Source organism: Brevundimonas sp. NPDC058933 (genome assembly GCF_049315965.1).
Lineage (GTDB): Bacteria > Pseudomonadota > Alphaproteobacteria > Caulobacterales > Caulobacteraceae > Brevundimonas.
Map to the genome: position 1 here is coordinate 306,175 of NZ_JBMOSL010000001.1, position 23,961 is coordinate 330,135.

Consider the following 23,961-nt stretch of genomic DNA (forward strand, 5'->3'; position numbering starts at 1 on the left):
ACAAAAGCCCCGACGAACCGTTGCAATGGGCAGCTAGCTCCTCGCGCCAGACTATCGGGGAGACTTCGATGAACCTGTCCGCCGCCTTCCTGGCCGCCGCCGCTGTCCTGATCGCCTCAGCGCCGTCGATGGCCCAGGTCGTCGCCCCGCCGGACCCGGACCCCATGCCGGCGCCGCTGCATGCGCCGAACGGTCGCTGGGCGGCCAAGGGCTGGGCTGACCGGATCGTGCTGAGCCCCGCCGCCGACGCCGCGCGCGGCGCAGGCGTGGCCTGGCGCACCGACACCCGCCAACCGACCGCCGAAGCCCAGATCGCTGAAGAGATCGACGGTCCTTTGCTGGGCTTTACCGCCCGTACCCTGACCGGGATCACGGCGCCGATCGAGAACGAGAACGGGCAGGCCCTCTATCACCAGGTTCGGTTCGACGGCCTGAAGCCTGACACGCGCTATGTCTATCGGGTCCGCGCCGCTGACGGCTGGAGCGAATGGCTGCCGTTCCGCACAGCCAGGGCCGAGTTCGCGCCCTTCCGCTTCATTTATCTGGGCGACACGCAGAACGACATTCTGGAGATCGGGTCGCGCGTGATCCGTTCGGCCTTCAAGGAAGCTGGCCCCGCCGCTCTGGTCGTTCACGCTGGCGACCTGGTGGCTCAGCGCGAGGTCAAGGTTCACGACGACGAGTGGGGCGAATGGACCGAGGCTGGCGGTCGCGCCTTCGCCATGACGCCGCAGCTCCCCGCGACCGGCAACCACGAATACGTCGACCACGTGCTGCCCAACGGCGAGGAATCGCGGGTGCTGGGCCCGCACTGGGCCTTGCAGTTCGCCTTGCCGGACAATGGCGCCGAGGGGGTGAAGGCGACCAGCTACTTTGTGGATTATCAGGGCGTGCGCTTCATCGTTCTGGACGGCACGGCGGCGCTGGATCTGGGCGGGCTGGAGGTTCAGACGCGCTGGCTGGACGCCACGCTGGCCAGCAGCCCTGCGCGCTGGAACGTCGCCCTGTTCCACCAGCCCATCTACACCTGCGCCCGACCGCAGGACACGGAAGAGCTGAAGGCCGCCTGGAAGCCGATCTTCGACGCCCGCAACATCGATCTGGTGCTGCAAGGGCATGACCACTGCTACGGTCGCGTCTCCAACCCGGCCGGAGCCGAAGCTTCGCGCGCCGACAGCGCCGCAGGGCGTCCGCAAGGGCCGGTCTATGTCGTCTCGGTCACCGGCTCCAAGATGTACGGGCTGAACGATCGGGCGGACACGCAGCCGGTGCGCGCAGCCGAGAACACCGAGCTGTATCAACTGATCGACGTTGAAGCCGACCGCCTGTCGTTCCGCGCCTTCACCGCGACGGGACAACTGTACGACGCCTTCACCCTGGCGCGGGGCGCGGATGGCCGCAATCGCCTGACCGAGAGCGATCAGAGCCTGCTGGCGCTGCGCCGTTGCGACGGCGCGGCGGGGCCGGACGGCCGTCCCTGCACGGCTGAAATCAAGGACTGACAGAAGGGCGATCCGCCGTTCTTCTTGCCGTTGGGGAGGGTTTCGCCTACCCCTCGGCGCCATGAATCAACGGACCACGGATCGTTCCTCTATGACCCTCGCGCTTCTCTTCCCCGGTCAGGGCAGCCAGAGCGTCGGCATGGGCGCAGCCCTCGCTGAAGCTTTCGCCAGCGCCCGCGAGGTCTTCGCCGAGGTCGACGACGCGCTGGACCAGAAGCTGTTCGACCTGATGCGCGAAGGCCCGGAAGACCAGCTGACCCTGACCGAGAACGCTCAGCCGGCCCTGATGGCCGTGTCGGCGGCGGCAGCAAGGGTGCTGAAGGTCGAGTTCGGCGTGGACGTGACCAGGGCCGGCTTCGTCGCCGGTCACTCGCTGGGCGAATATTCGGCTCTGGCTGCTGTCGGCGCGATCAGCCTGTCGGACACGGCGCGCCTGCTGAAGCTGCGCGGTCAGGCCATGCAGCGCGCCGTGCCGGTGGGCAAGGGCGCGATGGCCTCGCTGATCGGTCCCAAGACCGACCTGGCCCTGGCCGAAGCCGCTGCTGCGGCGGGTTCGGAAGTCGGCGTCTGCGTCGTCGCCAACGACAACAACAACGGCAATGTCGTCATCTCGGGCGACAAGGCTGCCGTGGACCGCGCCATCGAGAAGGCCAAGGAACTGGGCGCGCGGGCGATCCCGCTGAACGTCTCGGCGCCTTTCCACTGCCCGCTGATGCAGCCCGCCGCCGACGAAATGGCTGATGCTCTGGGCGACGCCAAGATCATCGCGCCCCTGGTGGCCGTGGTCGCCAACGTGACGGCTCGCCCGGAAACGGATCCGGAGGTTCTGCGTCGCCTGCTGGTCGAGCAGGTGACGGGGCGGGTGCGCTGGCGCGAGAGCATGGAGTGGATGGCAGGCGAGGGCGGCGTGACCCGCTTCGCCGAGATCGGCTCGGGCAAGGTCCTGACCGGCATGGCCAAGCGCATCGCGCCCGACGCCGAGAGTCTGGCGCTGAACACGCCGGAAGACCTCGAAGCGTTCGCGAAGTCGCTCTGATTTCATAGGGATAGAATAATGTTCAACCTTTCGGGAAAGATCGCCCTGGTGACCGGCGCGACCGGCGGCATCGGCGGAGCCATTGCGCGTTCGCTGCACGCTCAGGGCGCTACCGTGGTGCTGTCGGGCACGCGAGAAGCGGTTTTGGCGGATCTGGCGAAAGAACTGGCCGGGCGCGCCTTCTTCGCCGCCGCCAACCTGTCGGACGCGGAATCGGTCGATGGGCTGGTCGCAAGAGCTGAAGAAGCCGCTGGCGGCCCGCTGGACATCCTGGTCGCCAACGCCGGCATCACCAAGGACGGCCTGCTGATGCGGATGAAGGACGAGGACTTCCAGTCCGTCATCCAGATCAATCTGGAAAGCTATTTCCGCCTCACCCGCGCGGCGGTGAAGGGGATGATGAAGCGCCGTTCGGGCCGGATCATCGGCGTGACCTCGGTCGTCGGCGTGACGGGCAACCCGGGCCAGACCAACTATTCGGCGTCCAAGGCCGGCATGATCGGCTTCTCCAAATCGCTGGCCCAGGAAGTCGGTTCGCGCGGGATCACGGTGAATTGCATCGCGCCCGGCTTCATCGCTTCGCCGATGACGGACGTGCTGAACGACCAGCAGCGCGAGGCCATCCTGACCAAGATTCCATCAGGCCGACTGGGCACGGGCGAAGAGATCGCGGCCGCCGCCGTCTATCTGTCGTCCAACGAAGCCGCCTATGTCACGGGGCAGACGTTGCACGTGAACGGCGGCATGGCGATGATCTAAAGCGTTGCGCGTCACGATCACGACGCGCAACAATCTATTTCCCGGCCCGAAGGCTGTGCTAAAGGGCGGGAATGCTTCGCGCTGGTGAGTCCCTCGGGTCTTGCTTCCAACGGGCTGCCGTGACACGGCGAACACTGAGACCCCGCCTTCACGGCGACAAACAAACAGGCAGAGAGACACTCATGTCCGACACCCTCGAACGCGTCCGCAAGATCGTTATCGACCACCTGGACGCCGATCCGGACAAGGTCACGGAAAAGGCCTCCTTCATCGACGACCTGGGCGCTGACTCGCTCGACAACGTCGAACTGGTCATGGCTTTCGAAGAAGAATTCGACGTCGAAATCCCGGATGACGCCGCTGAGCACATCCAGACCGTCGGCGACGCTGTGAAGTTCATCGACGAGAAGCTGGCTGGTTAATCCAGCTGCGATCCGTCGCACTTCCAAATGATGGCCGCCGTGACGGGACCCTAGCGGGACCGTCCGGCGGCCATTATTGTTTTCGGTCACGATTCTTATAGTCCAAGGAGCGCGAACCATGCGCCGCGTCGTCATCACGGGCCTCGGCCTTGTCACTCCGCTCGGTTCGGGCGTGGAGCATGTCTGGCAGGGCATCGTCGAGGGCCGCTCGGGCATTGGTCCGATCACCTGCTTCGACACTGAGGGCTATGGCTGCACCATCGCAGGCGAAGTGCCGTCCGTGGACGGTCGTGGACGCGGCGCGCCGGATCAGCCGGGCGTGTTCGATCCCGATCAGGTGATGTCGGCCAAGGACAGGAAGCGCGTCGACGACTTCATACTGTACGCCATCGCCGCCGCCGACGAGGCTCTGGCCGATGCGAACTGGAAGCCCGAGACCGAGGACGACAAGGAGGCCACCGGCGTCATGGTCGGTTCCGGCATCGGGGGACTGGGGCCCATCGCCGACACGGCCATCGTGCTGAAGGAACAGGGCGTCCGCCGCGTCAGCCCCTTCTTCATTCCCTCTGCCCTGATTAACCTGGCCTCGGGCCAGATCTCGATCCGCCACGGCTTGAAAGGCCCGAACCACTCGGTCGTCACCGCCTGCGCCACCGGCGCCCACGCCATCGGCGATGCGGCCCGGATGATTTCGCTGGGCGACGCCGACGTCATGGTGGCGGGCGGCGCCGAAAGCTCGGTCGTGCCGATCGGCATCGCCGGCTTCCTGGCCTGCAAGGCCCTGTGCACCGCCTACAACGACACGCCCGAGAAGGCCTCGCGTCCCTATGACCGCGGCCACGCCGGCTTCATCATGGGCGAGGGCGCCGGCATCATGGTGCTGGAAGAGTACGAACACGCCAAGGCGCGCGGCGCCAAGATCTACGCCGAGGTCGTCGGCTATGGCATGAGCGGCGACGCCTATCACATCACGGCCCCCTCCGAGGACGGCGACGGCGGTCTGCGAGCCATGAAGATGGCGCTGAAGCGCGCCGGGATGGGGCCGTCGGACCTCGACTACGTCAACGCCCACGGCACCTCGACCATGGCCGACTGGATCGAGCTGCGGGCCATCGAGCGTCTGGTCGGCAATCACGCCAAGGACGTCGCCGTGTCCTCCACCAAGTCGATGACGGGGCACCTGCTGGGCGCCGCCGGGGCGATCGAGAGCATCTTCTCGGTCCTGGCCATCCGCGACCAGATCGCGCCGCCGACCATCAACCTGGACGACCCGGAGCACGAGACGGCCATCGATCTGGTCCCGCACAAGGGCAAGCCGATGAAGATCGATGTCGCCATGTCCAACAGCTTCGGCTTCGGCGGCACCAATGCGGCCGTGATCTTCAAGAAGGTCGACTGATTTGGCCAAGGCTCCGTCGCGTCCTCCCAAGCCCAAGGTTCGCATTCCCAAGAACCGCGTGCCGAAGCGAGGCGGCGGAGCCGCCAAGTCCAGTTTCGGCGTCGGCCTGATCACCGCCGCCGGGACGCTGGGCGTCTTCGTGGCGGCGGCCTTGATCGGCCTTTGGGTGGTCTATTGGGGGCCGGGGCCGTCAGCCAGGGAAGGCGAGGCGACCATCGTCACCCTGCCGTCGGGCGCGGGCGTCTCGGCCATCGCCGCCAATCTGAAATCCTCGGGCGTGATCCGCTCGACCGACCTGTTCCGCGCCGCCGTCAGCCTGAGCGGCGCCGACCGCAAGATCCGCGCGGGCGAGTACGAGGTGCCGTCGGGCGCCTCGTTGGCCACCGTGGTCGGCCTGCTGGTCGACGGCAAGGCGGTGCGCCACTACGTGACCCTGCCGGAGGGCTGGTCCTCGGCCCAGGCGGTCGACATCCTGATGAAGCAGCCGGTCCTGACCGGAGAGGTCGAGATCCCCGCCGAGGGCAGCCTGTGGCCCGACACCTATGAGGTGTCGCGCGGCGAGACCCGCGCCTCGGTCGTCGCCCGGATGCAGCGCGCCGCTAAGACCAAGCTGGACGCCCTGTGGGCGCAGCGTTCGCCCAACACCATCGTCACGACGCCGGAAGAAGCCATGGTCCTGGCCTCCATTGTCGAGAAGGAGACGGGCCTGGCCTCGGAGCGGCCCCAGGTGGCGGCGGTCTTCACCAACCGACTGCGGCTGGGAATGCGGCTGGAGAGCGATCCGACCATCGTCTACGGCGTGACCAAGGGCCGTCCGCTGGGACGCGGCATCCGCGCCTCGGAACTGCGGGCCCAGACGCCGTGGAACACCTATCTGATCGACGGCCTGCCGCCGACGCCCATCGCCAATCCCGGCGAGGAGGCGCTGAAGGCGGTGCTGAACCCGCCGCGTTCGGAATACGTCTTCTTCGTCGCGGACGGGACGGGCGGTCACGTCTTCGCCCGCACCTATCCCGAGCACCTGCTGAACGTCGCGCGCTGGCGCGAGATCGAACGGCGGAAGGCAGGTCTGCCCCCGGGGCAGACGGCCTCGGTTCCCGGGGCGACGGCGACGCCGATGGGTGAAGGCGAAGCGGCCGCCGCGCCTGTAATCATTCCGCCGGGCGCCAAAGTCATCTCGGTTCCCGCGGCGGCCCCGCAATGAGCGCTTCCATCTCAGGCATGACCGGCTTCGGTCGGGCCGACGGGGCGCTGGACGGCTGGACCTGGACGGTCGAGGCCCGTTCGGTCAACGGGCGGTCGCTGGAGGTGCGCTATCGCGGTCCCGGCGGCTTCGACAATCTGGAACGGCTGACCAAGGCGGCGGCGCAGGCGCGTCTGAACCGCGGTCAGGTGACGCTGGGCGTTCAGGCCAAGCGGGCCGAGGGCGGTGAGCCTGCGCCGCGCGTCAATGAGGCCGTCCTGGCCACCTATCTGAAGCTGGCGAACCAGTTGGCGGAAGAGGGTGCCGTGCCGCCCTCGGCCGACGGTCTGCTGTCTTTGCGCGGCGTCATCGAGGTGGCCGAGGAGGACGAGGACCCCGAGGCCCGCGCCGCCGTCGAGGCGGCCATCGCCGCCACCATCGAACAGGCGCTGGACGCCCTGAAGCTGTCGCGTCAGCGCGAGGGCGAGCAACTGACGCCGGTGATCCGCGACTTTGTCGGGACCATCGAGGCCCTGGTCGCGCGGGCCGAGCTGGAGGCTTCGAGCCAGACCGAGGCGATCCGCGAACGCTTCATCCGCCGGATCAGCGAACTGGCCCCGGATGCGCCGGGTCTGGAGGAGCGAATCTTCCTCGAAGCAGCCGCCCTCGCCACCAAGGCCGATGTGCGCGAGGAACTGGATCGCCTGACCGCCCACGTCGATTCCGCGCGGACACTGTTGCAGCAACCCCCCGCCGGGCGGAAACTCGACTTCCTGATGCAGGAATTCATGCGGGAAGCGAACACGCTCTGCTCGAAATCCGCTACCACGCCGCTCACCGGAATCGGCCTCGAACTGAAGGCCGTCATCGAGCAGCTTCGAGAACAAGTTCAGAATGTCGAATAACCGCACCCCCCGCCGTGGCGTCCTGCTGATCGTCGCCAGTCCGTCGGGGGCCGGGAAGACGTCTCTGTGCCGCCGCCTGATGGCCGATCACAAGGGGCTGGAATTGTCGGTCTCCATGACCACGCGGGGCATTCGTCCGGGCGAGGTCGACGGCCGCGACTACAACTTCGTCAGCCAGGAGGAATTCCAGCGCCTGATCGACGCGGACGCCTTCCTGGAATGGGCTGACGTGCACGGCAACCGATACGGCTCGCCCGCCGCCCCCGTAAACCGCGCCCTGGCCGAGGGCCGCGACGTCCTGTTCGACATCGACTGGCAGGGCGCCCGCGACGTGGCCGAGAAATGCCCCGGCGACGCCGTGCGCGTCTTCGTCCTGCCGCCGAGCCTGGAAGAACTGCGCCGCCGCCTGGTGACGCGCTCGCAGGACGCTGACGACGTGATCGAACGCCGCGTCGCCAACGCCAAGGGCGAGATCGAACACTGCGACGAGTTCGACTACGTCCTGGTCAACGAGGACTTCGACAGCAGCTATGCGGAGCTGGCGCACATCTATCACGCCGAGCGCAGTTGCCGGACGCGCAACCTGTGGGTTGAGGGCTACAAGGACGCCTTGTTGAAGGAAGTGGTCTGACCGTCTAGCGGAAGACCACTCGCACGCCCGGCTTGACCCGCGACGCCAGCTGTTCGGCGTCCCAGTTGGTCAGGCGCACGCAGCCGCTGGAGAAGGTCTTGCCGACCTTGGACGGGTCCGGCGTGCCGTGGATGCCGTAGGTGTCGCGCGACAGGTCGATCCACACCGAGCCGACCGGATTGTTCGGTCCCGCCGGCACGATGACCTTGCGGTCGCCCCGGTCATAGCTGACCCGGTCGGGATCGTAGGTGTAGTTGGGCTCGGGCGCGACGCCCACGACGGTCAGATCGCCCGACGGCGCGGGACGGGCTGAACTGCCTATGGTGGCCGGATAGAAGGCCAGCAGCTTGTTATCGGCGTCGTAGGCGCGGACCGAACGCTCGGTCTTGTCCACGACGATGCGGGCGACATCGCCGGCCAGATCAGTCTGGGCGACGGCCGCGACGATGATGGTCTGGCCCGCCTTGCCGAAATCGACGCCGGGATTGAGCGCGCGCAGCAGGCCCTCGGTCATGTGGAACTTCTCGGCGAGGGCTTCCAGCGGCGTGGCGTAGCCGACGGTCGTCAGCTTGGACATGGCCTGGAGGTCGGACGGGACCTGACCGATGAAGGGGCCGGCGAGGTCGGCGGCGGTGAGAGTGTAGTCGGCCATGACCTTGCCGGCATCGCCTGTCGTCAGCCGCTGGAAGACTTCGGCGTCGAGAACGCCGTCCTCGGGCAGGTTTGCGGCCTTCTCGAAGGCGGCGATGGCCTGACGCGTGTTGTCGCCGCCCAGGCCGTCGATGACGCCAGGCGAGAAGTTGGCGCGGTCCAGCAGGATTTGTGCGCGGGCGATGGCCGGATCGGGAGCGGCGGGCGTCGTCTGGCCGTTTGCGACGGGCGGCGGGGCGGCGGCGAACACCGCCGTCTCAATCGCGTCGCGAGTCAATGCCGGAGCCTGTGCCGAGGCGGACGGCTGTTCGGACTTAGGCGTCTCGTCGGGGGAGCCGCAGGCGGTCAGGAAGACCAGGGCGAGGGGCAGGGCGACGGAGGCGGCGAGACGCGATCTGGGCATGAAAGTTCCGATGGTTTCGGGACTTGCCGAACGTGCGGGATGATGGGGCGTTCCGCGGATTGATCCTCCCCTGCGCAGCGGGGGAGGATCAGCCTCGCGCTGCGAAGAAGGGCTTGATGCGGGCCAGGGCGTCCTCGACCTGGGTCGTCGAGACGGCGAAGCTGAAGCGGATGAAGCGGTGGCCGTTGACCGGGTCGAAGTCGACGCCTGGCGCCGTGGCCACGCCGGTTTCGCGCAACAGGGCCTCGCAGAAGCCGATGCTGTCGTCGGTCAGGTGGCCGATGTCGGCGTAGATGTAGAAGGCGCCGTCGGGCGGTGCGATGGAGCGCAGGCCCATGGCCGGCAAGGCGTTCAGCATCAGGGCGCGGTTGGCGCGATAGACGTCGATGTTGGCCTCAAGCTCGGTCTCGCAGTCCATGGCGATCAGGCCGGCGTGCTGGCTGAGGGTGGCGGGGGTCAGGAACATGTTGCCGACGCGGGCGCGGGCCTGCGCCACCTCGGCCTCGGGCAGGATCAGCCAGCCCAGACGCCAGCCCGCCATGCTCCAGTATTTGGAGAAGCTGTTGACGATCAATGCGTTCGGCTCGAACTGCAGCATGGACGGCGTCGGGCCGGTGTAGGACAGGCCGTGGTAAATCTCGTCCGAGATGACCGAGATGTTTCGCTCGCGGCAGACCTCGGCGATGGCCTTCAGTTCGGCCTCGGGGATGATGGTGCCCGTCGGGTTTGCCGGGCTGGCGATGATGACGCCGGCGGGGGCCGGGTCCAGGGCGCGCAGGGCCTCGGCGGTCAGTTGGAAGCGCACCTCGGCACCGCAGTCGATCTCGACCGGCACCATGTGCAGGGCCTTCAGGGTGTTGCGATAGGCGACATAGCCGGGGCGGGCGATGGCCACGCGGTCGCCGGGCTGGAAGCGCATCATCAGGGCCAGCACCAGGGCGGGCGAGGCGCCGGCGGTCATGACGATCTGCTCGGGGTCGACGGCCACGCCGTAGCGGTCGTCGTAAAGCTTGGCGATGCGGGCGCGTAAGGAAGGGCTTTCCCAGTAGCCGCCGGGTTCCGCGTCCAGCCTGCGATGCGCCTCGGCGATGGCGGCGTCGGGCGCGCCGGTCGAGGGCTGGCCGAACTCCATGTGGATGATGGAGCGGCCCTGGGCCTTTAGTTCATGGGCCAGGCGGCTGACGCCGATGGCGCGGAAGGGGTCGATTTCAACCGTCATTGCAAGGCGTCGGCCAGGCGGAGGAAGCCGGCGATGTCGATGACTTCGGCGCGGGCGTCGGGTTCGATGCCGGCCGCTTCGCACAGGGCGCCGCCGCCGAGCTGTTTCAGGCTGGAGCGCAGCATCTTGCGGCGCTGGCCGAAGGCGGCGGCGGTGACGCGTTCCAGCTTCTTCAGCCGCTCGGGCGAGGGGCGGTCGGCCAACGGGACCACGTGCACGACCGCCGAGGCCACCTTGGGCGGCGGGGTGAAGGCGGCGGCGGGCAGGTGCATGACGATGCGGGCCTCGGCCACGGCCTGGGTGATGACGGCCAGACGGCCGTAGGCGTCGTCGCCGGGGGCGGCCACGATGCGCTCGGCCACCTCCTTCTGGAACATCAGGGTGAGGGCGCAGGGCTGCCACGGGCCGGTCAGCCACTTGATCAGCAGCGGGGTGCCGACATTGTAGGGCAGGTTGGACACCAGATGGGCCGGACCCTCGACCAGTTGGTCCTCGCGCACGTTCAGGGCGTCGCCCTCGACGATGGTCAGGCGGCCAGAGCCGTCGTCCAGTTCGCTGAGCAGGGGGATGAAACGGGGGTCCTTCTCGACCAGCACCACACGCCCTGCGTCGCTTTCCAGAATGGCGCGGGTCAGGCCGCCGGGGCCGGGGCCGACCTCGATCACGGCGCGGCCGTCGAAGGGACCTGCGTAGCGGACGATCTTGCGCGTCACATTGAGGTCCAGCAGGAAGTGCTGGCCGAAGCTCTTCTTGGCCAGCAGGCCGTGGGCGTCTAGCGTTTCGCGAAGCGAGGGAAGGTCCGTCATACGGAGGCCTTAGCGCGTGGCGCGCGCCGCCGCCATCTCTGAAGCCAGACGCACGGCGGCGATGAAGCTGTCGGCGCGGGCGATCCCCTTGCCGGCGATGTCGAAGCCGGTGCCGTGGTCGGGCGAGGTGCGGACGATGGGCAGGCCGAGCGTGGCGTTGACTCCGCCCCAGAAGTCCAGGGTCTTGACCGGGATCAGGGCCTGATCGTGATAGAGGCAGACGGTCGCGTCGTAGCGGGCTCTAGCCTCATCGTGGAACAGCGTGTCGGCGGGAAGCGGGTCGGTGACGTTGATCCCCTCGGCGCGTAGGGATGCGGCGGCCGGGCGCAGGACCTCGATTTCCTGCAGGCCGATGGCGCCGTTTTCGCCCGCGTGCGGATTCAGGGCGGCCATGGCCAGGCGCGGGGCCTTGATGCCGAAGTCGCGCTTCATCGATTCGTGGACGACGCGGGCGACGCGCATGACGCGGTCCGCCGTCACCAACTCGGGCAGTTGGTCGATGGCGACGTGGATGGTCACCAGACAGGCGCGCAGGTCCCTGGCCGTCAGCATCATGACCGGGCCCCGCGTGCCGGAAAACGGCATGTCGGCGGTCAGTTCGGCGATGAACTCGGTGTGGCCGGGGAAGCGGAATCCGGACGCATACATGGGCGCCTTGGCGATGGGGGCCGTGACGACGCCAGAGCCTTCGCCCGAGATGACCAGGTCGACGGCGCGCTCGATCCAGTCGGCCACCGCGACGGCGTTGCGCGGATCGGGCTGACCCGGCGTCACCGGCGCGGGCGCCGGGTGGTGCAGGACCGGAATGGCGCGGCCGAAGACGGCGGCGGCCTCGGACGGGCTGAAGATCTGCTGCACCGGCGCGCCGAGCGCCGCCAGCACATCGCCGTCGCCGATCACGGCGAAGGGGGCGACGGGGGCGAGCGGGCCGGGCGGCGTGGCCAGAACAGGCCACGCCTTGGCGATGATTTCCGGCCCCACGCCGGCGGGGTCGCCCATCGTGACGATGAGCGGCCGCATCGTCATTACTGCTTGATCTCGATCAGGGCGTCGGCCCGCAGGTCGCGCAGGTAGCGGCGGCCGAGCATGGCGTAGTTCTGATTCTGCAGACGCGATTCGACCTGTTGCGCCGAGGGAGCCTCGGGCCCGCCCAGGCGACGGCCGCAGACGGCGAGAATGTGGACGCCCAGCGGGGTGCGGACGACGCTGCTGACGGTGCCGACATCGGCCGAACGCGCGACCTGCTGGAACTGCGGCAGCAGGTTGGCCACGTCGCTCTCGCCCAGATCGGCGCCCAGCATGCCCTGCTCGGCGCGGGCGCGCTCGAGGATGTTGTCGCAGGTCGTCCCGCTGCGAATGGCTTCAAGTCGTTGCGTCGCAGCGGTGACATCGGCCTCGCTGGCGGTTTCCGGCAGTTCGATCATGACCTGCTTCATCTGAACCAGGCTGGTGGCTGCACCCGAGCGCTTGTCGCGCATGTAGAGAATGTAGACGCCGCCATCGACCGGGATCGGATTGGACAGCTGACCGACGGCCAGGGCCTCCATGGCCTGTTCAAGGGCGGGTTGAACCGTGCCCTGAACCACCCAGCCGGCGTCGCCGCCACGGGCTGCGGAGGGAGCGGCCGAGAACTGACGGGCGACGGCCATGAAGGGGGCGCCCTGAACCATCTGCTGCACCAGCTGGCGAGCGCCGTTCATGGCTTCCTGCATGCCGCCGACACGGCTGGCCTCAAGGTAGATTTCGCCGACCAGATACTGGGGCTTGGTCGCGGACTCAGTCAGTTGGCGCATGGCCTGTTCGACTTGGGTGCGGCTGACCTTGGCGCGGTCGCGGAAGCGGCCGCCGACCAGTTCACGCCATCCGATCTCGGTGCGCAGCTGTTCGCGGAAGGCCTGGGGTCGAATGCCGCCCTGTTCGAGGAAGGCCAGGTAGCTAGGGCCGGTCGTGCCGGCTTCACGGGCCATACCCGCGATTTCCTCATCGACTTCCTGGTCGGAAATCTTGAGGGTTTCGTACTTGGTGAGTTCGGCGGCTTGCAGTTGTTGTTCGATGAGATCGTTCAACGCCTGTTGCTGAATGGCCGCGATATTCTCCTCGGTCGGCTGGACCTGCGACATGGCCATGATGACCAACATACGTTGGCGCAGGTCGAAGCCTGTGATGATCCGGTCATTGACCGTGGCGATAATGCCGTCCGACAGGCGGAACTGCGGCGCGGCGGAGGCACGCTGAGGAGCTTCCTCGGCGGCCGGGTTCAGCGTTCCTGCGGCCGGCGCCGGTTGGGCCGGCGCTGTCTGGGCTGCAGACTGACCGACAGCCGTGCCGGCCATGAGGGCGGCCATGGCCACGCCCGTCGTGTAACGCATCAAACGCATCGTCAGTCCTGATTCCCTAAAGCCGTCTCGTCCCCGGCTCGGCAGCGTCGTTGACGGTGCCGAAACCCGGAGAGCGCGCGCCCCTGTACGCCATGCTTAGCGCATATCATCGCGTTCATAGCCTGAACCTCCAAAAGTGGCGAGGTTAAGTCGAATATAGACCCCTTCAGAGGGGCCGGAAGGACGCACGCGCGTATTGTCTCGACGCCAGCCGAGTTCGACCCGGAAGCAGTCATCGTCAAACAGAATCCCGACTTCCGAGCGGGTGATGATATCGCGCTCCAGATCTGCAATGCCGTTCACCGTGACGCCCCAGTTCCCGTAGACGAACTGCTGGCTCGCCAATTGAACGAACTCGTAGTTGCGATTCAGCGGTCCCGCCACCGGGTTGGAACGGTCGATGATATAGCTAAGGCTGGCCAGGTTTCGCCGGCCCCATCGACCATCGACGGTTGTTTCGGCTCGACGAACCTCGCCGTTGGGATCGATCGTGGCGTGCGCCCAGCCACGAATTCGGTCGGACGGCGCGAATGTCGCCTGGACCACCCAGTCGGAGGTGCGGCCAGCCAAGCCGGAAGGATCATACAGGAGCGTGGGATCGTCCGGGGTCGGCGTCAGGAAGGCGTTCTGGTCGTCAGCTCTAATGCTGCGTCCAATGAACAGGCTGGCAGAGCGCTTTTCATCCCAGCGCAGGGTGGCGCGTGCGCCGGCCGTGAAGCGAAGGCCGCCCTCCATCAGATCGTAACCCGGAAAACGGTCCATCCGGAAAAGTGAGGTGTGGTCCAACTCCAGGGTCTGGCTGTCTTCGTTGGGGATGCGAGGATCCAGATCGGCGTCAGTCGATATCGACACCTGGGCCATCGGCTCCAGAATCAGATCGGAGTCTGCGCTCAGACGACGATAGAGCGGATAACTGACATCGACCCCGGCGCTGGCTCGTCCCCTTGTGAGGACGTCGTTCGCATCGACGCCGGGCATGGGCGGCAGGTCGTCTACGGAATAGACGTCGAGGCGAGCATCCACGAAGGGCTCCCACCGCACGCCCATGGGAGAAGTAACCGTACGGCGCCAATCGATCTGGCCGGTGATGCGACGGCTGTCGACGCCGGGAAGACCGTCGGTCGGACCCGGCGGAATCAGCTCGGGCGCCAGGGTGGGCGAGCCGACATAGGCGTCACGGGTCAGGGAGACGGCGGAACCCCGCAGGCGCAGCCGACCGCCGAAGACGGGATTGGCGGCTTCCCACCGCCCGTCAATCAAAGGCGCGACCAGCGGCAGGGTCTTGTCGTCTTCAAAGACGTTCAGGGCTGGCGTCACGGGATCGAACTGCGCGACCCTGAGGCTCTGCATCGAGAAGGCCGCAACCGAAAGGTAGGACCTCTGGGTCTGGCGCTCGGCGTATATCTGGCTGATCAGACGGCGTCGGTCGCCGTAATAGAGGCCATTGTCCTGATAGGTGTCACGCACGTTGTAGCGATCAAACAGGGTCTTGTCCGAAGTGCGCTCGGCGGTGAACCCCCAGCGCCACGGACCCTGCAGATCAAACTTTCCGTGCGCCAGCAGATAGCTGCGATTGGTCCGGTCGCCGAAAAGAACATTGCTCTCTGCGTCGCCGTCGCCGTCCTGATCGAAATCGCCGAAGTTGCGCTCATAGGTATAGCCGCCGCGCACGACGACGGTGCCGCTATCGAAACGGCGGCGCCACTGCAGGTTCAGCAGGGGCGCAACCTCGGTATTGATCTGCGGGCTGATCAGCCAGTCTTCGGAGGGAGAAACGACATGGAGATAGGGAACCTCCAGCGAGGCCCCGCGCCCCTCGTCAAAATCAGGGAAGGGAATCAAGAAACCCGACGCCCGCTCCACGCTGGGATCCGGATGAGCAAAGGCCGGCAGGTAGAAGATGGGAACCCCGCCGAGTCGGAAGACGACGTTCCGATACAGGATGGCGCGCAGGTCCTGGTCCTGAACCGCCTTGTCGGCCTGGATCGAGATGCTGGGCTGTTTTGGCCCATTCACGTCACAGATGGGACAGGGCGTGAAAATTACGCGGTTCAGCTCGCTGACGTTCTCTGACCTTCGCACGGCCGTCGCCGCCATCAGGCTGGCGCCATTGGCCAGTCGCATGGCCAGGTTTACGGCTACCCCGGCTTCGAGATCCGAATCCAGCTCGACGCGACTGGCGTGGACGACCGATCCGTCCGGAGCCACCACTTCAGCACGGCCCGCAGCGGTCGCGACGCCGCTTCGCGTGTCGTAGGTAAGATGCTCGGCGCGCAGGCTGTGATCGCGGGTGCGGGCGAACACTCGATCGGCAGGTGTGCCCTCGGCGGTGATGATGTCGCCTTGGCGGCTGGCGGAGTCCGCGTCCACATACAAGGCGCCGGGCTCCAGCCCGTCCGCCCCCGGACCGGGCTGGGCGACGGTCGCGGGCTTCACTGCAGGCGCCGATTCGTCCTGGGCCAGCGCTGGAAGAGCCGGAAGGCAGGCGACGACGGCCGCACCGGCCAGGAGCCGGGCGCGCAGGGCTCCCTGTCGGGTTGTGCGGCGATCACTCATGCGGAATCCACTCATTGCCGGGCGACCGGAAGCCGTCCGATTAGCCGTCTTCGGTATAGAACAGCAAGGTAAAGGCGGCGAGCGCCGTGAGGACGGGGGGAAGCCATGCCGCCAGGAAGGGGGGCACGACCTCGGCTGAACCCATCGCCGACGAAAACTGGTTCACAAAGAAGAAGGCGAAGCCGAGCACGACCGCCGCCACAGCCATCTTTGCGAGATCACCCAGCCGCATCAGGCGCAGCGAGAAGGCTGCCGCCAGAATCGACATGGCGGCGAACATCAGCGGCGTCGCGAGCAACTGTTGCAGCCGCAAACGATAGGCGGTCGAGGCGAAGCCCGCATCCTCGATTCGCTGAATCTGGTTGGGCAGGGACCAGAAGGGTGTCGACTGGGGGCGAGCGAAGCGCTGGAACGCTTCCTTGTCCGCCAGGTTGGAAGGCAGATCCAGTGTGGCGTAGCGCACCGCACGCTGGCCGGTCTGGGCGCCGCTGGCGTCCGTCAGGCGCCAGCGCCCTGCGGTCAGGGAGGCCGATGCGGCGTCAATCCGCTCTGTAAAGGTCCGCCGGCCGCTGGCCGTGGTCGTGTAGATGAAGAAGGTCGCGTCCAGCAGTCGTCCTGTGGCCTGTTCCTGACGGCCGCCGCGAATGATCATCTGGCGCACGGCGTCCCCCTCACGCAGCCAGACGGCTTGCTGGGTTTCGGCGCCGGGCGACGTGCCCGAAATTCGACCGCGTTCGCGCTGCCACATCCCATCCCCCGCGGCGGCCATGGGGCCAAGCACGGTCACGGTCAGAATCCCCAGAACCAGGGCGCAGCCAGCCGCCGGCAAGACGAAACGCCAGGCCGAAACGCCCGCCGCTCGCATGGCGATAAGCTCGCTGCGACGATTCAGACCGACGAAGGCGGCCAAAGTTCCGAACAGGAAGACGAACGGCAGGAGCTGAATGACGACTGAGGGCGATTTCAGCAGCACCAGGCCAAAAATCCGGGTGCTGGACAACTCGCCAGACGAGTTCAGACCTCGCGACACCTCGACGAAGTCGATCAGCATCACCAGGGCGGAAATAACGGCCAGTGCGACGGCCAGGGCGCGCAGTTGCTGGGCCAGCACATAGCGCTCGATGCGGCCGAGACGAATTCTCATGCGAACCTTGCCTTGAACCGCTCAAGTGGCGCCCAGACGCGACGACGATGCGGCTTCAACGCGCGAAACAGCAGGCGCAGGGCGATGAAGCAGGTCGCCAGGGGCAAAAGGTACTGCAGCAGGTTCAACGCTCCGTTCCAGGCGCTGGCCGCGACCAGCCCGTACCCGATGACCCGAACGATCAGGAAGACCCCGGCCGCCTTGGCGATGCGACGGCTATACCCCGTGCGGCTGAATGATCCGCCGAGGATGGCTGTCAGGGCCAGTGCCATCGCCGCAAGAGCGTAGAGGGGAGAGGCCAGCCGCGAATGGGCTTCGGCCGCCAATTCGCCTCGCGTGCCCGCGCTTTCCAGTAGGGCGGGGGTGGGGTCGAACAACTCTGTCAGCCACAGGTCGGAGGGCTTGAACCGAATGCGTTCCGTCGTTCTGGTGTAGGGCGAGAGATCAAAGACCTGCTGGTCGAAGGACAGCTGGTTCAGCACGTCGCGGGACGAATAGCGCTGCATCGACCCGTTCTGCATCGTCAAAACCGGCAGCCCGTCCACCCGGCCGAACCGGGCGGATTCGGCGTCCCAGGTCGTCACCGTCTTGCCGTTGTCCAGATAGACGAACAGGTTCTTCAGCAAGCCGTTCTGCTCGATCTGCTGAACATAGACGGTCAACCCGCCCGGGCCCTGAACGAAGCGCCCTTCTTCGACCAGTAGGGCGGCCAGATCAGTGCGGATGGCGAAGGCCTGACGGCGCGCTTCGCGCTGGGCCCAAGGTTGGACGAAGACATTTGTGACCAGAGCCACCACGGCCACGATAGCCGCGATCCGGATGGCGGGACGGATCAGCGACCAGCGGCTGACGCCTGCGGCGTAGGCGGCGGTCAGTTCCTGTTCGCGTTGCAGTCGGGTCAGGGCGATCAAGGCGCCGACAAACAGACCGATCGGCAGGATGACGGCGATCAGCTGAGGCAGGGCCAAAAGGGTCAGTTTGGCCATGACCCAGATGCTCTGGCCGCGTTCTACGATAACCTCAAGCTGATCCAGGCTCTGGCTCAGCAGGCCAATTCCGGCCAGCGCCGCGCACGCCGCCAGGACGGGCAGGCCGATCTGACGGAAGAGATAGCCTTGAATTAGCGTCATGGTCGGGAAACGAAGGGTTTCGGGGGCGACTGAGTTGCAGCCGCGAGCGATGCGGGCCATGTAATACACATCCGGACGCACTGGCGAAACTGCTGGTGCGTCCTTGTCCGATTCAAGCATGACCGGGGCACAGAACCTCGGCCTGGAGTAGGTTTTATGAAAATCGAGTTCGTCGCTTCGGCCGGCGCCGCCGAAATCCTTGCCGTCATGGTCCATGAAGGTCGTTCGCTGGCAGGGACGGGCTCGGCGCTCGACGCCGCCGCCTCCGGCGCGTTGACCAGGGCGATGACGAACAGCCGCTTCACCGGCGCCGCCAACAGCAATCTGACCGTCGCGGCTCCGGCTGGCGTGGATGCTAACTCGGTTCTGCTGGTCGGCGCCGGGGCGGCCGACAAGTTCGATGATCTGGCGGTCGAGACCGCCGCCGCCGCCGCCTATCACGCCTCCAAGCTGTCGGGCGCTGAAGTCCTGACCATCGACGCCGCCCACCTGTCGGCCGAGCAAGCCGCGCGCGTTGGTTTCGCCGTGCGTCTGGCCGCCTATCGGTTCGTCAAATACCTGACCAAGCAGAAGGCCGACAAGATTCCGTCGGTCACGACCGTTCGCATCGTCACCTCGGACGTGGCCGCCGCCGAGGCTGCCTTTGGCCCGCTGTCGGCCGTGGCCGACGCCGTGCTGTTCTCGCGCGATCTGGTCGCCGAGCCGGCCAACATTCTGTATCCGGCCGAGTTCGCTCGCCGCGTGAAGGCCCTGGAAGCGCTTGGCGCCAAGGTCGAGATCCTGGGCGAAGCCGAGATGGAAAAGCTGGGGATGAACACCCTGCTGGCCGTCGGCGTCGGCTCGGAACGTGAAAGCCAGCTGGCCGTGATCCAGTGGAACGGGGGCAAGGAAGGGGAGGCCCCGATCGCCTTCGTCGGCAAGGGCGTTTGCTTCGATACCGGCGGCATCAGCCTCAAGCCGGCCGACGGCATGGAGGAAATGAAGTGGGACATGGGCGGCGCCGCCGCCGTCGCCGGCCTGATGCATGCGCTGGCGGGTCGCAAGGCAAAGGTCAACGTGGTCGGCGTGCTCGGCCTGGTCGAGAACATGCCTGACGGCAAGGCGCAGCGTCCGGGCGACGTGGTCGTGTCGATGTCGGGCCAGACGGTCGAGGTGCTGAACACCGACGCCGAAGGACGCCTCGTTCTGGCCGACGCCCTCTGGTACACGCAAGAGCGCTTCAAGCCGAAATTCATGATCGACCTTGCGACCCTGACGGGGGCCATGATCATCTCCCTGGGGCTGGAATACGCGGGCGTCTTTTCGAACGACGACGATGTCGCCAATGGCATCCTGGCCGCCGGTCCCAAGGTGGGCGAGAACGTCTGGCGGATGCCGATCCCGGCGCAGTACGAGCGCCATATCGACAGCCCGATCGCCGATGTGAAGAACACCGGCAATGGTCGCGCTGGCGGCTCGATCACCGCGGCCCTGTTCCTGCAACGCTTCACCAACGGCACGCCGTGGGCGCACATCGACATCGCCCCCACCGCATGGGTCAAGGACAGCCGCAATCCGACCGTGCCGGACGGCGCAGTGGGTTGGGGCGTGCGTCTGCTGGACCGCATGGTCGCTGACAAATACGAAGCCTGATCCGACACGTTCTGAGGGTAGGGCCGGATGTCTGACGCAAAGCCGGAAGTCTGGTTCTACCATCTGGAGCGCTCGACGCTGGATCAGGTGCTGCCCGGTCTGCTGGAGAAGACTCTTCAGCGGGGCTGGCGCGCGCTGGTGCGCGGGGCCAGCTCGCACCGGCTGGACGACATCGACGAAAATCTGTGGACCTATCGCGACGACAGCTTCCTGCCCCATGGACTGGCGTCGCAGGGCCATGCCGCGCTGCAACCCGTCCTTCTGTCCGAATCGGGCGAGAACCTGAATGGCGCTCAGGCGCTGTTCATCGTCGATGAGTCAGAACTTGGGGACACGGAAGGGTACGAGCGGTGCTTCATTATTTTCGACGGCCGGAACGAACAGGCGTTGCAGCACGCCCGTCAGCGCTGGCGCGCGCTGAAGGCGTCCGACGCCAATCTGGCCTACTGGAAACAGACCGACGAAGGGCGCTGGGAAAAGGCGGCCTGATTGTTGTGGGGCTGCTGGCGGTCGCCGGTTGCTCATCCGCCCCTGCTCCCGCGCGCCCCTCTGCGCCCAGTGTGGTCGAGGAGGCGCGCCAGAACCAGCCGATTGGCACGCGGACCACGCCGATTGACGCTGACATGTGCAAGGCCGCCGAGCTTCAGTGGCTGGTCGGGAAACCCCGGACCGAGATTCCCGTTCCGGTAGATGTGGTGACCCGTCGCGTCGCCTGCACCACCTGTCCCGTCACAGAAGACTATTCGCCTTACCGGCTGAATATATTCTACAATCAGCAAACTGGCATCGTCGAGCGCGTGAGCTGCGGCTAGGCCAGAACGGAGAGACGCCATGAAGACGATTTTGATGCTGACGGCTTTTGCGGGTGCTTTGGCGCTTTCTGCCTGTGCGCCCACCCAGGAAGTCACCTCCGGTTCGGGCAGCGAGGCCGCGCCTGTAGCCTGCAAGGCCAGCGACTATCAGGAGTATGTCGGTCGTAACCGCTCGACGATCCCGGCCGCGCCCGCCGGCCGCATTTTCCGCGTCCTGTGCAGCAGCTGCGCCGCGACGATGGACTATCGGGATAACCGCGTGACCTTCACCTATGACGACAAGACGGATCTTGTGACGCGCGTCAGCTGCGGCTGATCAGCCATTTCGTCATGATGACCGCATAGCGGGGCGGGTCTAGCGGCCCGTCCCGCTTTCGCGTTCCAGGGCGTAGATGGCGTCGGCGATGTCCTCGGCCTTGGCCGTGACGACGGCTTGCGCGTCGGCCAGGCCGCGATTGTAGAACCAGCCGCCGATCTGCCCGCCAAAGAAGTCCAGCACCATCTCGGCCTGGAGCTGGCTGATGTCCTGATCCAGTTCCTTGCTGAAGAAGTCGCGGATGCGGCCGCCGATGGCGGTGCGCTCTTCCTTGGTGAACTGGATCGGCTTGGTCATCAGGAAACGGCGGCCAGGGCTTCTTCGGCCTCGACCCAGGCGGCCTCGGCAGCCTCCAGATCGGTCTGGGTCTTGGCGCGGGCGCGTGTCAGGCCTTCCAGCGCCTTGGGATTGGAGACGGCGGCATTGGCCAGATCGTCGTCGATGCGGGCGACCTCGGCGGTCAGGGCGGCCATGCGCTCCTCGGCCTTCTTAACCGCATGACGCAAGGTCGAGGGCGACGGTCCGGACTTCTTATCGTTCTTCTTCTTGCCGCCCTGCGAGGGCGCTGCGGCTGCCGCCTCCTGCTTGATCTGGCTGGGCTTGACGGCGGCGGCCTTGGCGCGGTCGAGGACGAATTTCTGATAGTCGTCCATGTCGCCGTCATAGGGCTTCACCGTGCCGTCGGCGGCCAGCCACAGGCGGTCGGCGACCATTTCCATCAGTGAACGGTCGTGGGTGATCAGGATGACGGCCCCGTTGTAGTCGTTCAGCGCGTCCAGCAGGGCGCGGCGGCTGTCGATGTCCAGGTGGTTGGTAGGTTCGTCGAGGATCAGGACGTGGGGGGCGTCCATCGCCACCATGTTCAGCAGCAGGCGGGCGCGCTCGCCGCCGGACAGGCTCTCGACCGTGGTTTCCTGCTTTTCATAGCCCAGACCGAACTGGGCCAGCTTGGAGCGGCGGCTGCTCTCGTTGGCGTCCGGCATGGCCCGGCGGATGATCTCCAGCGGGGTGTCGGTGGGGTCCATGGCCTCGATCTGATGCTGGTGGAACCAGCCCACGCGCATCTTCTTGTCGCGGTGCAGTTCGCCCTCGGAGACGTTCAGGGCGCCGGCGATCATCTTGGCGAAGGTCGACTTGCCGGCGCCGTTGACGCCCAGCAGGCCGATGCGGTCGTCCAGATCCATGCGCAGGTTCAGATTGCGCAGGATGGGCTTGCCGGGCTCATAGCCGACGTTGGCGCGTTCCAGACGGATCAGCGGCGGCGCCAGCGGGCGCGGCGGCGAGGGCAGGGTGAAGGGGGCGACGCGTTCTTCGATGGTGGTCGAGACCGGCTCCATCTTGGCCAGGCGCTTCATCCGCGACTGGGCCTGGGCGGCCTTGGAGGCCTTGGCCTTGAAGCGGTCCACGAAGGCCTGAAGGTGGGCGCGCTCGGCGTCCTGCTTGGCCTTGGCCGACAGTTGCAGACGGGCCTTCTCGGCGCGCGCCTTCTCGAACATGTCGTAGCCCCCCGTGTAGAGCTCCAGCTTGCGGTTCGCCAGGTGAAGGGTGTGGGTGCAGCTGTTGTTCAGCAGTTCGCGGTCGTGGCTGATGATCAGGGCGGTGTGCGGGTATTTCTGCAGGCGGCTTTCCAGCCACAGCGCGCCTTCCAGATCGAGGTAGTTGGTCGGTTCGTCGAGCAGCAGCATGTCCGGCTCGGAGAACAGGGCGGCGGCCAGGGCCACGCGCATCCGCCAGCCGCCCGAGAACTCGGACATGGGGCGCTGCTGATCCTCCTGGCTGAAGCCCAGACCGGCCAGGATTTCACCCGCGCGGGCCGGGGCCGAGTCTGCGTCGATGTCGATCAAGCGCGCCCAGATCTCGCCCATCTCCTCGGGCGGAGCGGTTTCCAGCCGCGTCAGCAGGGTGTGGCGTTCCTCGTCGGCTTCCAGAATCGTGTCCAGCACGCTGTCGGGCGTCGCCGGGTGTTCCTGATCCACGGAGCCGACGCGGGCGGTTCTGGGCAGGCTGACCTCGTCGCCATTGGCGGCCAGTTCGCCCAGAATCAGCTTGAACAGGGTCGACTTCCCGATGCCGTTGCGACCGACCAGGCCGACTTTTGCGCCGGGCGGCAGGCTGACGGACGCGTCGTCGAGGAACTGGCGGCCCCAGGCGTTGAACGTCAGGTTTGTGATCTGGAGCATGTAAAACGACTGACGTTGAGGTGGCGGTTGGAAAGCGGGGAGGGCGCCGCTATAAGCCCGCGACCCTCAAACTACCAAACCGCAAAGAGTCTTCCCATGACCGAACGCACCTTCTCGATCATCAAACCCGACGCTACGCGCCGCAACCTGACCGGCGCCATCAACGCTGTCATCGAAACCGCCGGTCTGCGCATCGTCGCTCAGCGCCGCATCAAGCTGACCGAAGCCCAGGCCAAGAAATTCTACGAAGTGCACGCCGAGCGTCCCTTCTACGGCGAACTGGTCGGCCAGATGATCGCTGAGCCGGTTGTCGTGCAGGTGCTGGAAGGCGACAACGCCGTCGCCAAGTACCGCGAAGTCATGGGCGCCACCAACCCGAACGACGCCGCTGAAGGCACCATCCGCAAGCTGTTCGCCCTGTCGATCGGCGAGAACTCGGTCCACGGGTCGGACTCGCTGGAAAACGCCGGCATCGAAATCGCCCAGTTCTTCACCGACGCCGACATCGTCGGCTGATGGCGAGTGGGCCGCCCTGCGTGGCCTAGCTCTGCAATAAAACGGCCCGCCTTCGGAACCGGAGGCGGGCCGTTTCGTTTTCACGGCTCTGTTACCTGTTTAGCCATCAAAGGAAGACCGCCATGAAGACGATCCTCAAACTGGCTCCCGTCATCGGCCTCGTGGGCATGCTGGCGGCTTGCGGCACCACCATGGAACAACGCGCGGCCACGGGCGCCATCGGCGGCGCCGTCGCTGGCCAGGCCATCGGCGGGAACACCGGCGCGACCGTCGCGGGCGCCGCCATCGGCGCCATCGGTGGTGCGGCGACGACCCCCAAGAAGCCTAACTGATCCCACCGGGCCTGGCTCGGATACAAGAACGGCGTCAGCTGCGAAGCTG

The 23,961-nt window shown here is 66.6% G+C and carries 24 protein-coding genes; 14 read left to right on the top strand and 10 right to left on the bottom strand.

Annotated elements, in window-relative coordinates; translation table 11 throughout:
• Nucleotides 1-68 precede the first annotated feature (68 nt).
• The 8 genes from ACOZBP_RS01430 (at nucleotide 69) to gmk (ending at nucleotide 7,837) form a co-directional block, all read left to right on the top strand.
• On the top strand, nucleotides 69-1,502 hold the full coding sequence (locus ACOZBP_RS01430) for a fibronectin type III domain-containing protein (RefSeq protein ID WP_422674679.1): 1,434 nt from the start codon (nucleotides 69-71) through the stop codon (nucleotides 1,500-1,502).
• A gap of 91 nt (nucleotides 1,503-1,593) precedes the next feature.
• Nucleotides 1,594-2,538: an ACP S-malonyltransferase gene (gene fabD, locus ACOZBP_RS01435; RefSeq protein WP_422674680.1), complete on the top strand. Its 945-nt coding sequence runs from the start codon at nucleotides 1,594-1,596 to the stop codon at nucleotides 2,536-2,538.
• Nucleotides 2,539-2,556: 18 nt separating this feature from the next.
• Nucleotides 2,557-3,297 (top strand): 3-oxoacyl-[acyl-carrier-protein] reductase, encoded by a 741-nt coding sequence (gene fabG / locus ACOZBP_RS01440; RefSeq protein WP_422674681.1) that lies wholly within the window; start codon nucleotides 2,557-2,559, stop codon nucleotides 3,295-3,297.
• Nucleotides 3,298-3,479: 182 nt separating this feature from the next.
• Nucleotides 3,480-3,719, top strand: coding sequence for an acyl carrier protein (locus ACOZBP_RS01445; protein ID WP_105564338.1), 240 nt, complete (start codon nucleotides 3,480-3,482; stop codon nucleotides 3,717-3,719).
• A gap of 118 nt (nucleotides 3,720-3,837) precedes the next feature.
• A complete protein-coding gene (fabF, locus tag ACOZBP_RS01450) occupies nucleotides 3,838-5,118 on the top strand; it encodes a beta-ketoacyl-ACP synthase II (RefSeq protein WP_422674682.1) in 1,281 nt (426 codons plus the stop codon).
• 1 nt (nucleotide 5,119) lies between these two features.
• On the top strand, nucleotides 5,120-6,322 hold the full coding sequence (mltG, locus tag ACOZBP_RS01455; RefSeq protein ID WP_422674683.1) for an endolytic transglycosylase MltG: 1,203 nt from the start codon (nucleotides 5,120-5,122) through the stop codon (nucleotides 6,320-6,322).
• Nucleotides 6,319-7,206, top strand: coding sequence for a YicC/YloC family endoribonuclease (locus tag ACOZBP_RS01460; RefSeq protein WP_422674684.1), 888 nt, complete (start codon nucleotides 6,319-6,321; stop codon nucleotides 7,204-7,206). Before mltG ends, ACOZBP_RS01460 begins: the two co-directional genes overlap by 4 nt.
• Entirely contained in the window at nucleotides 7,196-7,837 is a 642-nt protein-coding gene (gmk, locus tag ACOZBP_RS01465; RefSeq protein ID WP_114816669.1) for a guanylate kinase, read from the top strand. The genes ACOZBP_RS01460 and gmk overlap by 11 nt, the downstream gene beginning before the upstream one ends.
• A gap of 4 nt (nucleotides 7,838-7,841) precedes the next feature.
• Here gmk and ACOZBP_RS01470 read toward each other — a convergent pair whose 3' ends face one another.
• The 8 genes from ACOZBP_RS01470 to ACOZBP_RS01505 all read right to left on the bottom strand — a co-directional run bounded on the left by ACOZBP_RS01470 (nucleotide 7,842) and on the right by ACOZBP_RS01505 (nucleotide 18,184).
• Nucleotides 7,842-8,891 carry a L,D-transpeptidase family protein gene (locus ACOZBP_RS01470; RefSeq protein WP_422674685.1) on the bottom strand — a complete coding sequence of 350 codons (1,050 nt, stop codon included), beginning with the start codon at nucleotides 8,889-8,891 and terminating at the stop codon, nucleotides 7,842-7,844.
• Nucleotides 8,892-8,979: 88 nt separating this feature from the next.
• Nucleotides 8,980-10,110, bottom strand: coding sequence for a pyridoxal phosphate-dependent aminotransferase (locus tag ACOZBP_RS01475; RefSeq protein WP_422674686.1), 1,131 nt, complete (start codon nucleotides 10,108-10,110; stop codon nucleotides 8,980-8,982).
• The gene (rsmA, locus tag ACOZBP_RS01480) at nucleotides 10,107-10,916 is read right to left on the bottom strand and encodes a 16S rRNA (adenine(1518)-N(6)/adenine(1519)-N(6))-dimethyltransferase RsmA (RefSeq protein WP_422674687.1); all 810 of its coding nucleotides are present in this window, start codon (nucleotides 10,914-10,916) and stop codon (nucleotides 10,107-10,109) included. The genes ACOZBP_RS01475 and rsmA overlap by 4 nt, the downstream gene beginning before the upstream one ends.
• A 9-nt stretch (nucleotides 10,917-10,925) precedes the next feature.
• Nucleotides 10,926-11,942: a 4-hydroxythreonine-4-phosphate dehydrogenase PdxA gene (pdxA, locus tag ACOZBP_RS01485; RefSeq protein WP_422674688.1), complete on the bottom strand. Its 1,017-nt coding sequence runs from the start codon at nucleotides 11,940-11,942 to the stop codon at nucleotides 10,926-10,928.
• Nucleotides 11,942-13,294, bottom strand: coding sequence for a peptidylprolyl isomerase (locus tag ACOZBP_RS01490; protein ID WP_422674689.1), 1,353 nt, complete (start codon nucleotides 13,292-13,294; stop codon nucleotides 11,942-11,944). Before ACOZBP_RS01490 ends, pdxA begins: the two co-directional genes overlap by 1 nt.
• A 96-nt stretch (nucleotides 13,295-13,390) precedes the next feature.
• Complete coding sequence (locus ACOZBP_RS01495) at nucleotides 13,391-15,850, bottom strand: LPS-assembly protein LptD (protein WP_422674690.1); 2,460 nt, start codon at nucleotides 15,848-15,850, stop codon at nucleotides 13,391-13,393.
• Nucleotides 15,851-15,890: 40 nt separating this feature from the next.
• On the bottom strand, nucleotides 15,891-16,994 hold the full coding sequence (lptG, locus tag ACOZBP_RS01500; protein WP_422674691.1) for an LPS export ABC transporter permease LptG: 1,104 nt from the start codon (nucleotides 16,992-16,994) through the stop codon (nucleotides 15,891-15,893).
• Complete coding sequence (locus ACOZBP_RS01505) at nucleotides 16,991-18,184, bottom strand: LptF/LptG family permease (RefSeq protein WP_422674692.1); 1,194 nt, start codon at nucleotides 18,182-18,184, stop codon at nucleotides 16,991-16,993. The genes lptG and ACOZBP_RS01505 overlap by 4 nt, the downstream gene beginning before the upstream one ends.
• Nucleotides 18,185-18,280: 96 nt before the next feature.
• Here ACOZBP_RS01505 and ACOZBP_RS01510 point away from each other — a divergent pair, with 96 nt between their 5' ends.
• The 4 genes from ACOZBP_RS01510 (at nucleotide 18,281) to ACOZBP_RS01525 (ending at nucleotide 20,884) form a co-directional block, all read left to right on the top strand.
• The gene (locus tag ACOZBP_RS01510; protein WP_422674694.1) at nucleotides 18,281-19,756 is read left to right on the top strand and encodes a leucyl aminopeptidase; all 1,476 of its coding nucleotides are present in this window, start codon (nucleotides 18,281-18,283) and stop codon (nucleotides 19,754-19,756) included.
• A 27-nt stretch (nucleotides 19,757-19,783) separates the two neighbouring features.
• Entirely contained in the window at nucleotides 19,784-20,245 is a 462-nt protein-coding gene (locus ACOZBP_RS01515; RefSeq protein ID WP_422674695.1) for a DNA polymerase III subunit chi, read from the top strand.
• 134 nt (nucleotides 20,246-20,379) lie between these two features.
• On the top strand, nucleotides 20,380-20,568 hold the full coding sequence (locus ACOZBP_RS01520; protein ID WP_422674696.1) for a hypothetical protein: 189 nt from the start codon (nucleotides 20,380-20,382) through the stop codon (nucleotides 20,566-20,568).
• A gap of 19 nt (nucleotides 20,569-20,587) precedes the next feature.
• On the top strand, nucleotides 20,588-20,884 hold the full coding sequence (locus ACOZBP_RS01525; protein ID WP_422674697.1) for a hemolysin: 297 nt from the start codon (nucleotides 20,588-20,590) through the stop codon (nucleotides 20,882-20,884).
• Between the two features lie 39 nt (nucleotides 20,885-20,923).
• Here ACOZBP_RS01525 and ACOZBP_RS01530 read toward each other — a convergent pair whose 3' ends face one another.
• Entirely contained in the window at nucleotides 20,924-21,181 is a 258-nt protein-coding gene (locus ACOZBP_RS01530; RefSeq protein WP_422674698.1) for a DUF2164 domain-containing protein, read from the bottom strand.
• The gene (locus ACOZBP_RS01535) at nucleotides 21,181-23,064 is read right to left on the bottom strand and encodes an ABC-F family ATP-binding cassette domain-containing protein (protein ID WP_422674700.1); all 1,884 of its coding nucleotides are present in this window, start codon (nucleotides 23,062-23,064) and stop codon (nucleotides 21,181-21,183) included. Before ACOZBP_RS01535 ends, ACOZBP_RS01530 begins: the two co-directional genes overlap by 1 nt.
• A gap of 96 nt (nucleotides 23,065-23,160) precedes the next feature.
• On the opposite strand from ACOZBP_RS01535, the gene ndk reads away from it, so the two are divergent.
• A complete protein-coding gene (gene ndk / locus ACOZBP_RS01540) occupies nucleotides 23,161-23,580 on the top strand; it encodes a nucleoside-diphosphate kinase (protein ID WP_422674701.1) in 420 nt (139 codons plus the stop codon).
• Between the two features lie 122 nt (nucleotides 23,581-23,702).
• Entirely contained in the window at nucleotides 23,703-23,912 is a 210-nt protein-coding gene (locus ACOZBP_RS01545; RefSeq protein WP_422674702.1) for a hypothetical protein, read from the top strand.
• The last annotated feature ends 49 nt before the right edge of the window (nucleotides 23,913-23,961 follow it).

Excerpts from the sequence above, each read along its gene's own strand:
- fabG (WP_422674681.1), top strand. The coding sequence starts at position 2,557 with ATGTTCAACCTTTCGGGAAAGATCGCCCTGGTGACCGGCGCGACCGGC.
- ACOZBP_RS01530 (WP_422674698.1), bottom strand. The coding sequence starts at position 21,181 with ATGACCAAGCCGATCCAGTTCACCAAGGAAGAGCGCACCGCCATCGGC.
- ACOZBP_RS01490 (WP_422674689.1), bottom strand. The coding sequence starts at position 13,294 with ATGCGTTTGATGCGTTACACGACGGGCGTGGCCATGGCCGCCCTCATG.
- ACOZBP_RS01520 (WP_422674696.1), top strand. The coding sequence starts at position 20,380 with ATGTGCAAGGCCGCCGAGCTTCAGTGGCTGGTCGGGAAACCCCGGACC.
- rsmA (WP_422674687.1), bottom strand. The coding sequence starts at position 10,916 with ATGACGGACCTTCCCTCGCTTCGCGAAACGCTAGACGCCCACGGCCTG.
- ACOZBP_RS01505 (WP_422674692.1), bottom strand. The coding sequence starts at position 18,184 with ATGGCCCGCATCGCTCGCGGCTGCAACTCAGTCGCCCCCGAAACCCTT.
- ndk (WP_422674701.1), top strand. The coding sequence starts at position 23,161 with ATGACCGAACGCACCTTCTCGATCATCAAACCCGACGCTACGCGCCGC.
- fabF (WP_422674682.1), top strand. The coding sequence starts at position 3,838 with ATGCGCCGCGTCGTCATCACGGGCCTCGGCCTTGTCACTCCGCTCGGT.
- gmk (WP_114816669.1), top strand. The coding sequence starts at position 7,196 with ATGTCGAATAACCGCACCCCCCGCCGTGGCGTCCTGCTGATCGTCGCC.
- ACOZBP_RS01515 (WP_422674695.1), top strand. The coding sequence starts at position 19,784 with ATGTCTGACGCAAAGCCGGAAGTCTGGTTCTACCATCTGGAGCGCTCG.
- fabD (WP_422674680.1), top strand. The coding sequence starts at position 1,594 with ATGACCCTCGCGCTTCTCTTCCCCGGTCAGGGCAGCCAGAGCGTCGGC.
- ACOZBP_RS01495 (WP_422674690.1), bottom strand. The coding sequence starts at position 15,850 with ATGAGTGATCGCCGCACAACCCGACAGGGAGCCCTGCGCGCCCGGCTC.
- ACOZBP_RS01510 (WP_422674694.1), top strand. The coding sequence starts at position 18,281 with ATGAAAATCGAGTTCGTCGCTTCGGCCGGCGCCGCCGAAATCCTTGCC.
- ACOZBP_RS01525 (WP_422674697.1), top strand. The coding sequence starts at position 20,588 with ATGAAGACGATTTTGATGCTGACGGCTTTTGCGGGTGCTTTGGCGCTT.
- lptG (WP_422674691.1), bottom strand. The coding sequence starts at position 16,994 with ATGAGAATTCGTCTCGGCCGCATCGAGCGCTATGTGCTGGCCCAGCAA.
- ACOZBP_RS01445 (WP_105564338.1), top strand. The coding sequence starts at position 3,480 with ATGTCCGACACCCTCGAACGCGTCCGCAAGATCGTTATCGACCACCTG.
- ACOZBP_RS01475 (WP_422674686.1), bottom strand. The coding sequence starts at position 10,110 with ATGACGGTTGAAATCGACCCCTTCCGCGCCATCGGCGTCAGCCGCCTG.
- ACOZBP_RS01545 (WP_422674702.1), top strand. The coding sequence starts at position 23,703 with ATGAAGACGATCCTCAAACTGGCTCCCGTCATCGGCCTCGTGGGCATG.
- ACOZBP_RS01535 (WP_422674700.1), bottom strand. The coding sequence starts at position 23,064 with ATGCTCCAGATCACAAACCTGACGTTCAACGCCTGGGGCCGCCAGTTC.
- pdxA (WP_422674688.1), bottom strand. The coding sequence starts at position 11,942 with ATGACGATGCGGCCGCTCATCGTCACGATGGGCGACCCCGCCGGCGTG.
- ACOZBP_RS01470 (WP_422674685.1), bottom strand. The coding sequence starts at position 8,891 with ATGCCCAGATCGCGTCTCGCCGCCTCCGTCGCCCTGCCCCTCGCCCTG.
- ACOZBP_RS01430 (WP_422674679.1), top strand. The coding sequence starts at position 69 with ATGAACCTGTCCGCCGCCTTCCTGGCCGCCGCCGCTGTCCTGATCGCC.
- ACOZBP_RS01460 (WP_422674684.1), top strand. The coding sequence starts at position 6,319 with ATGAGCGCTTCCATCTCAGGCATGACCGGCTTCGGTCGGGCCGACGGG.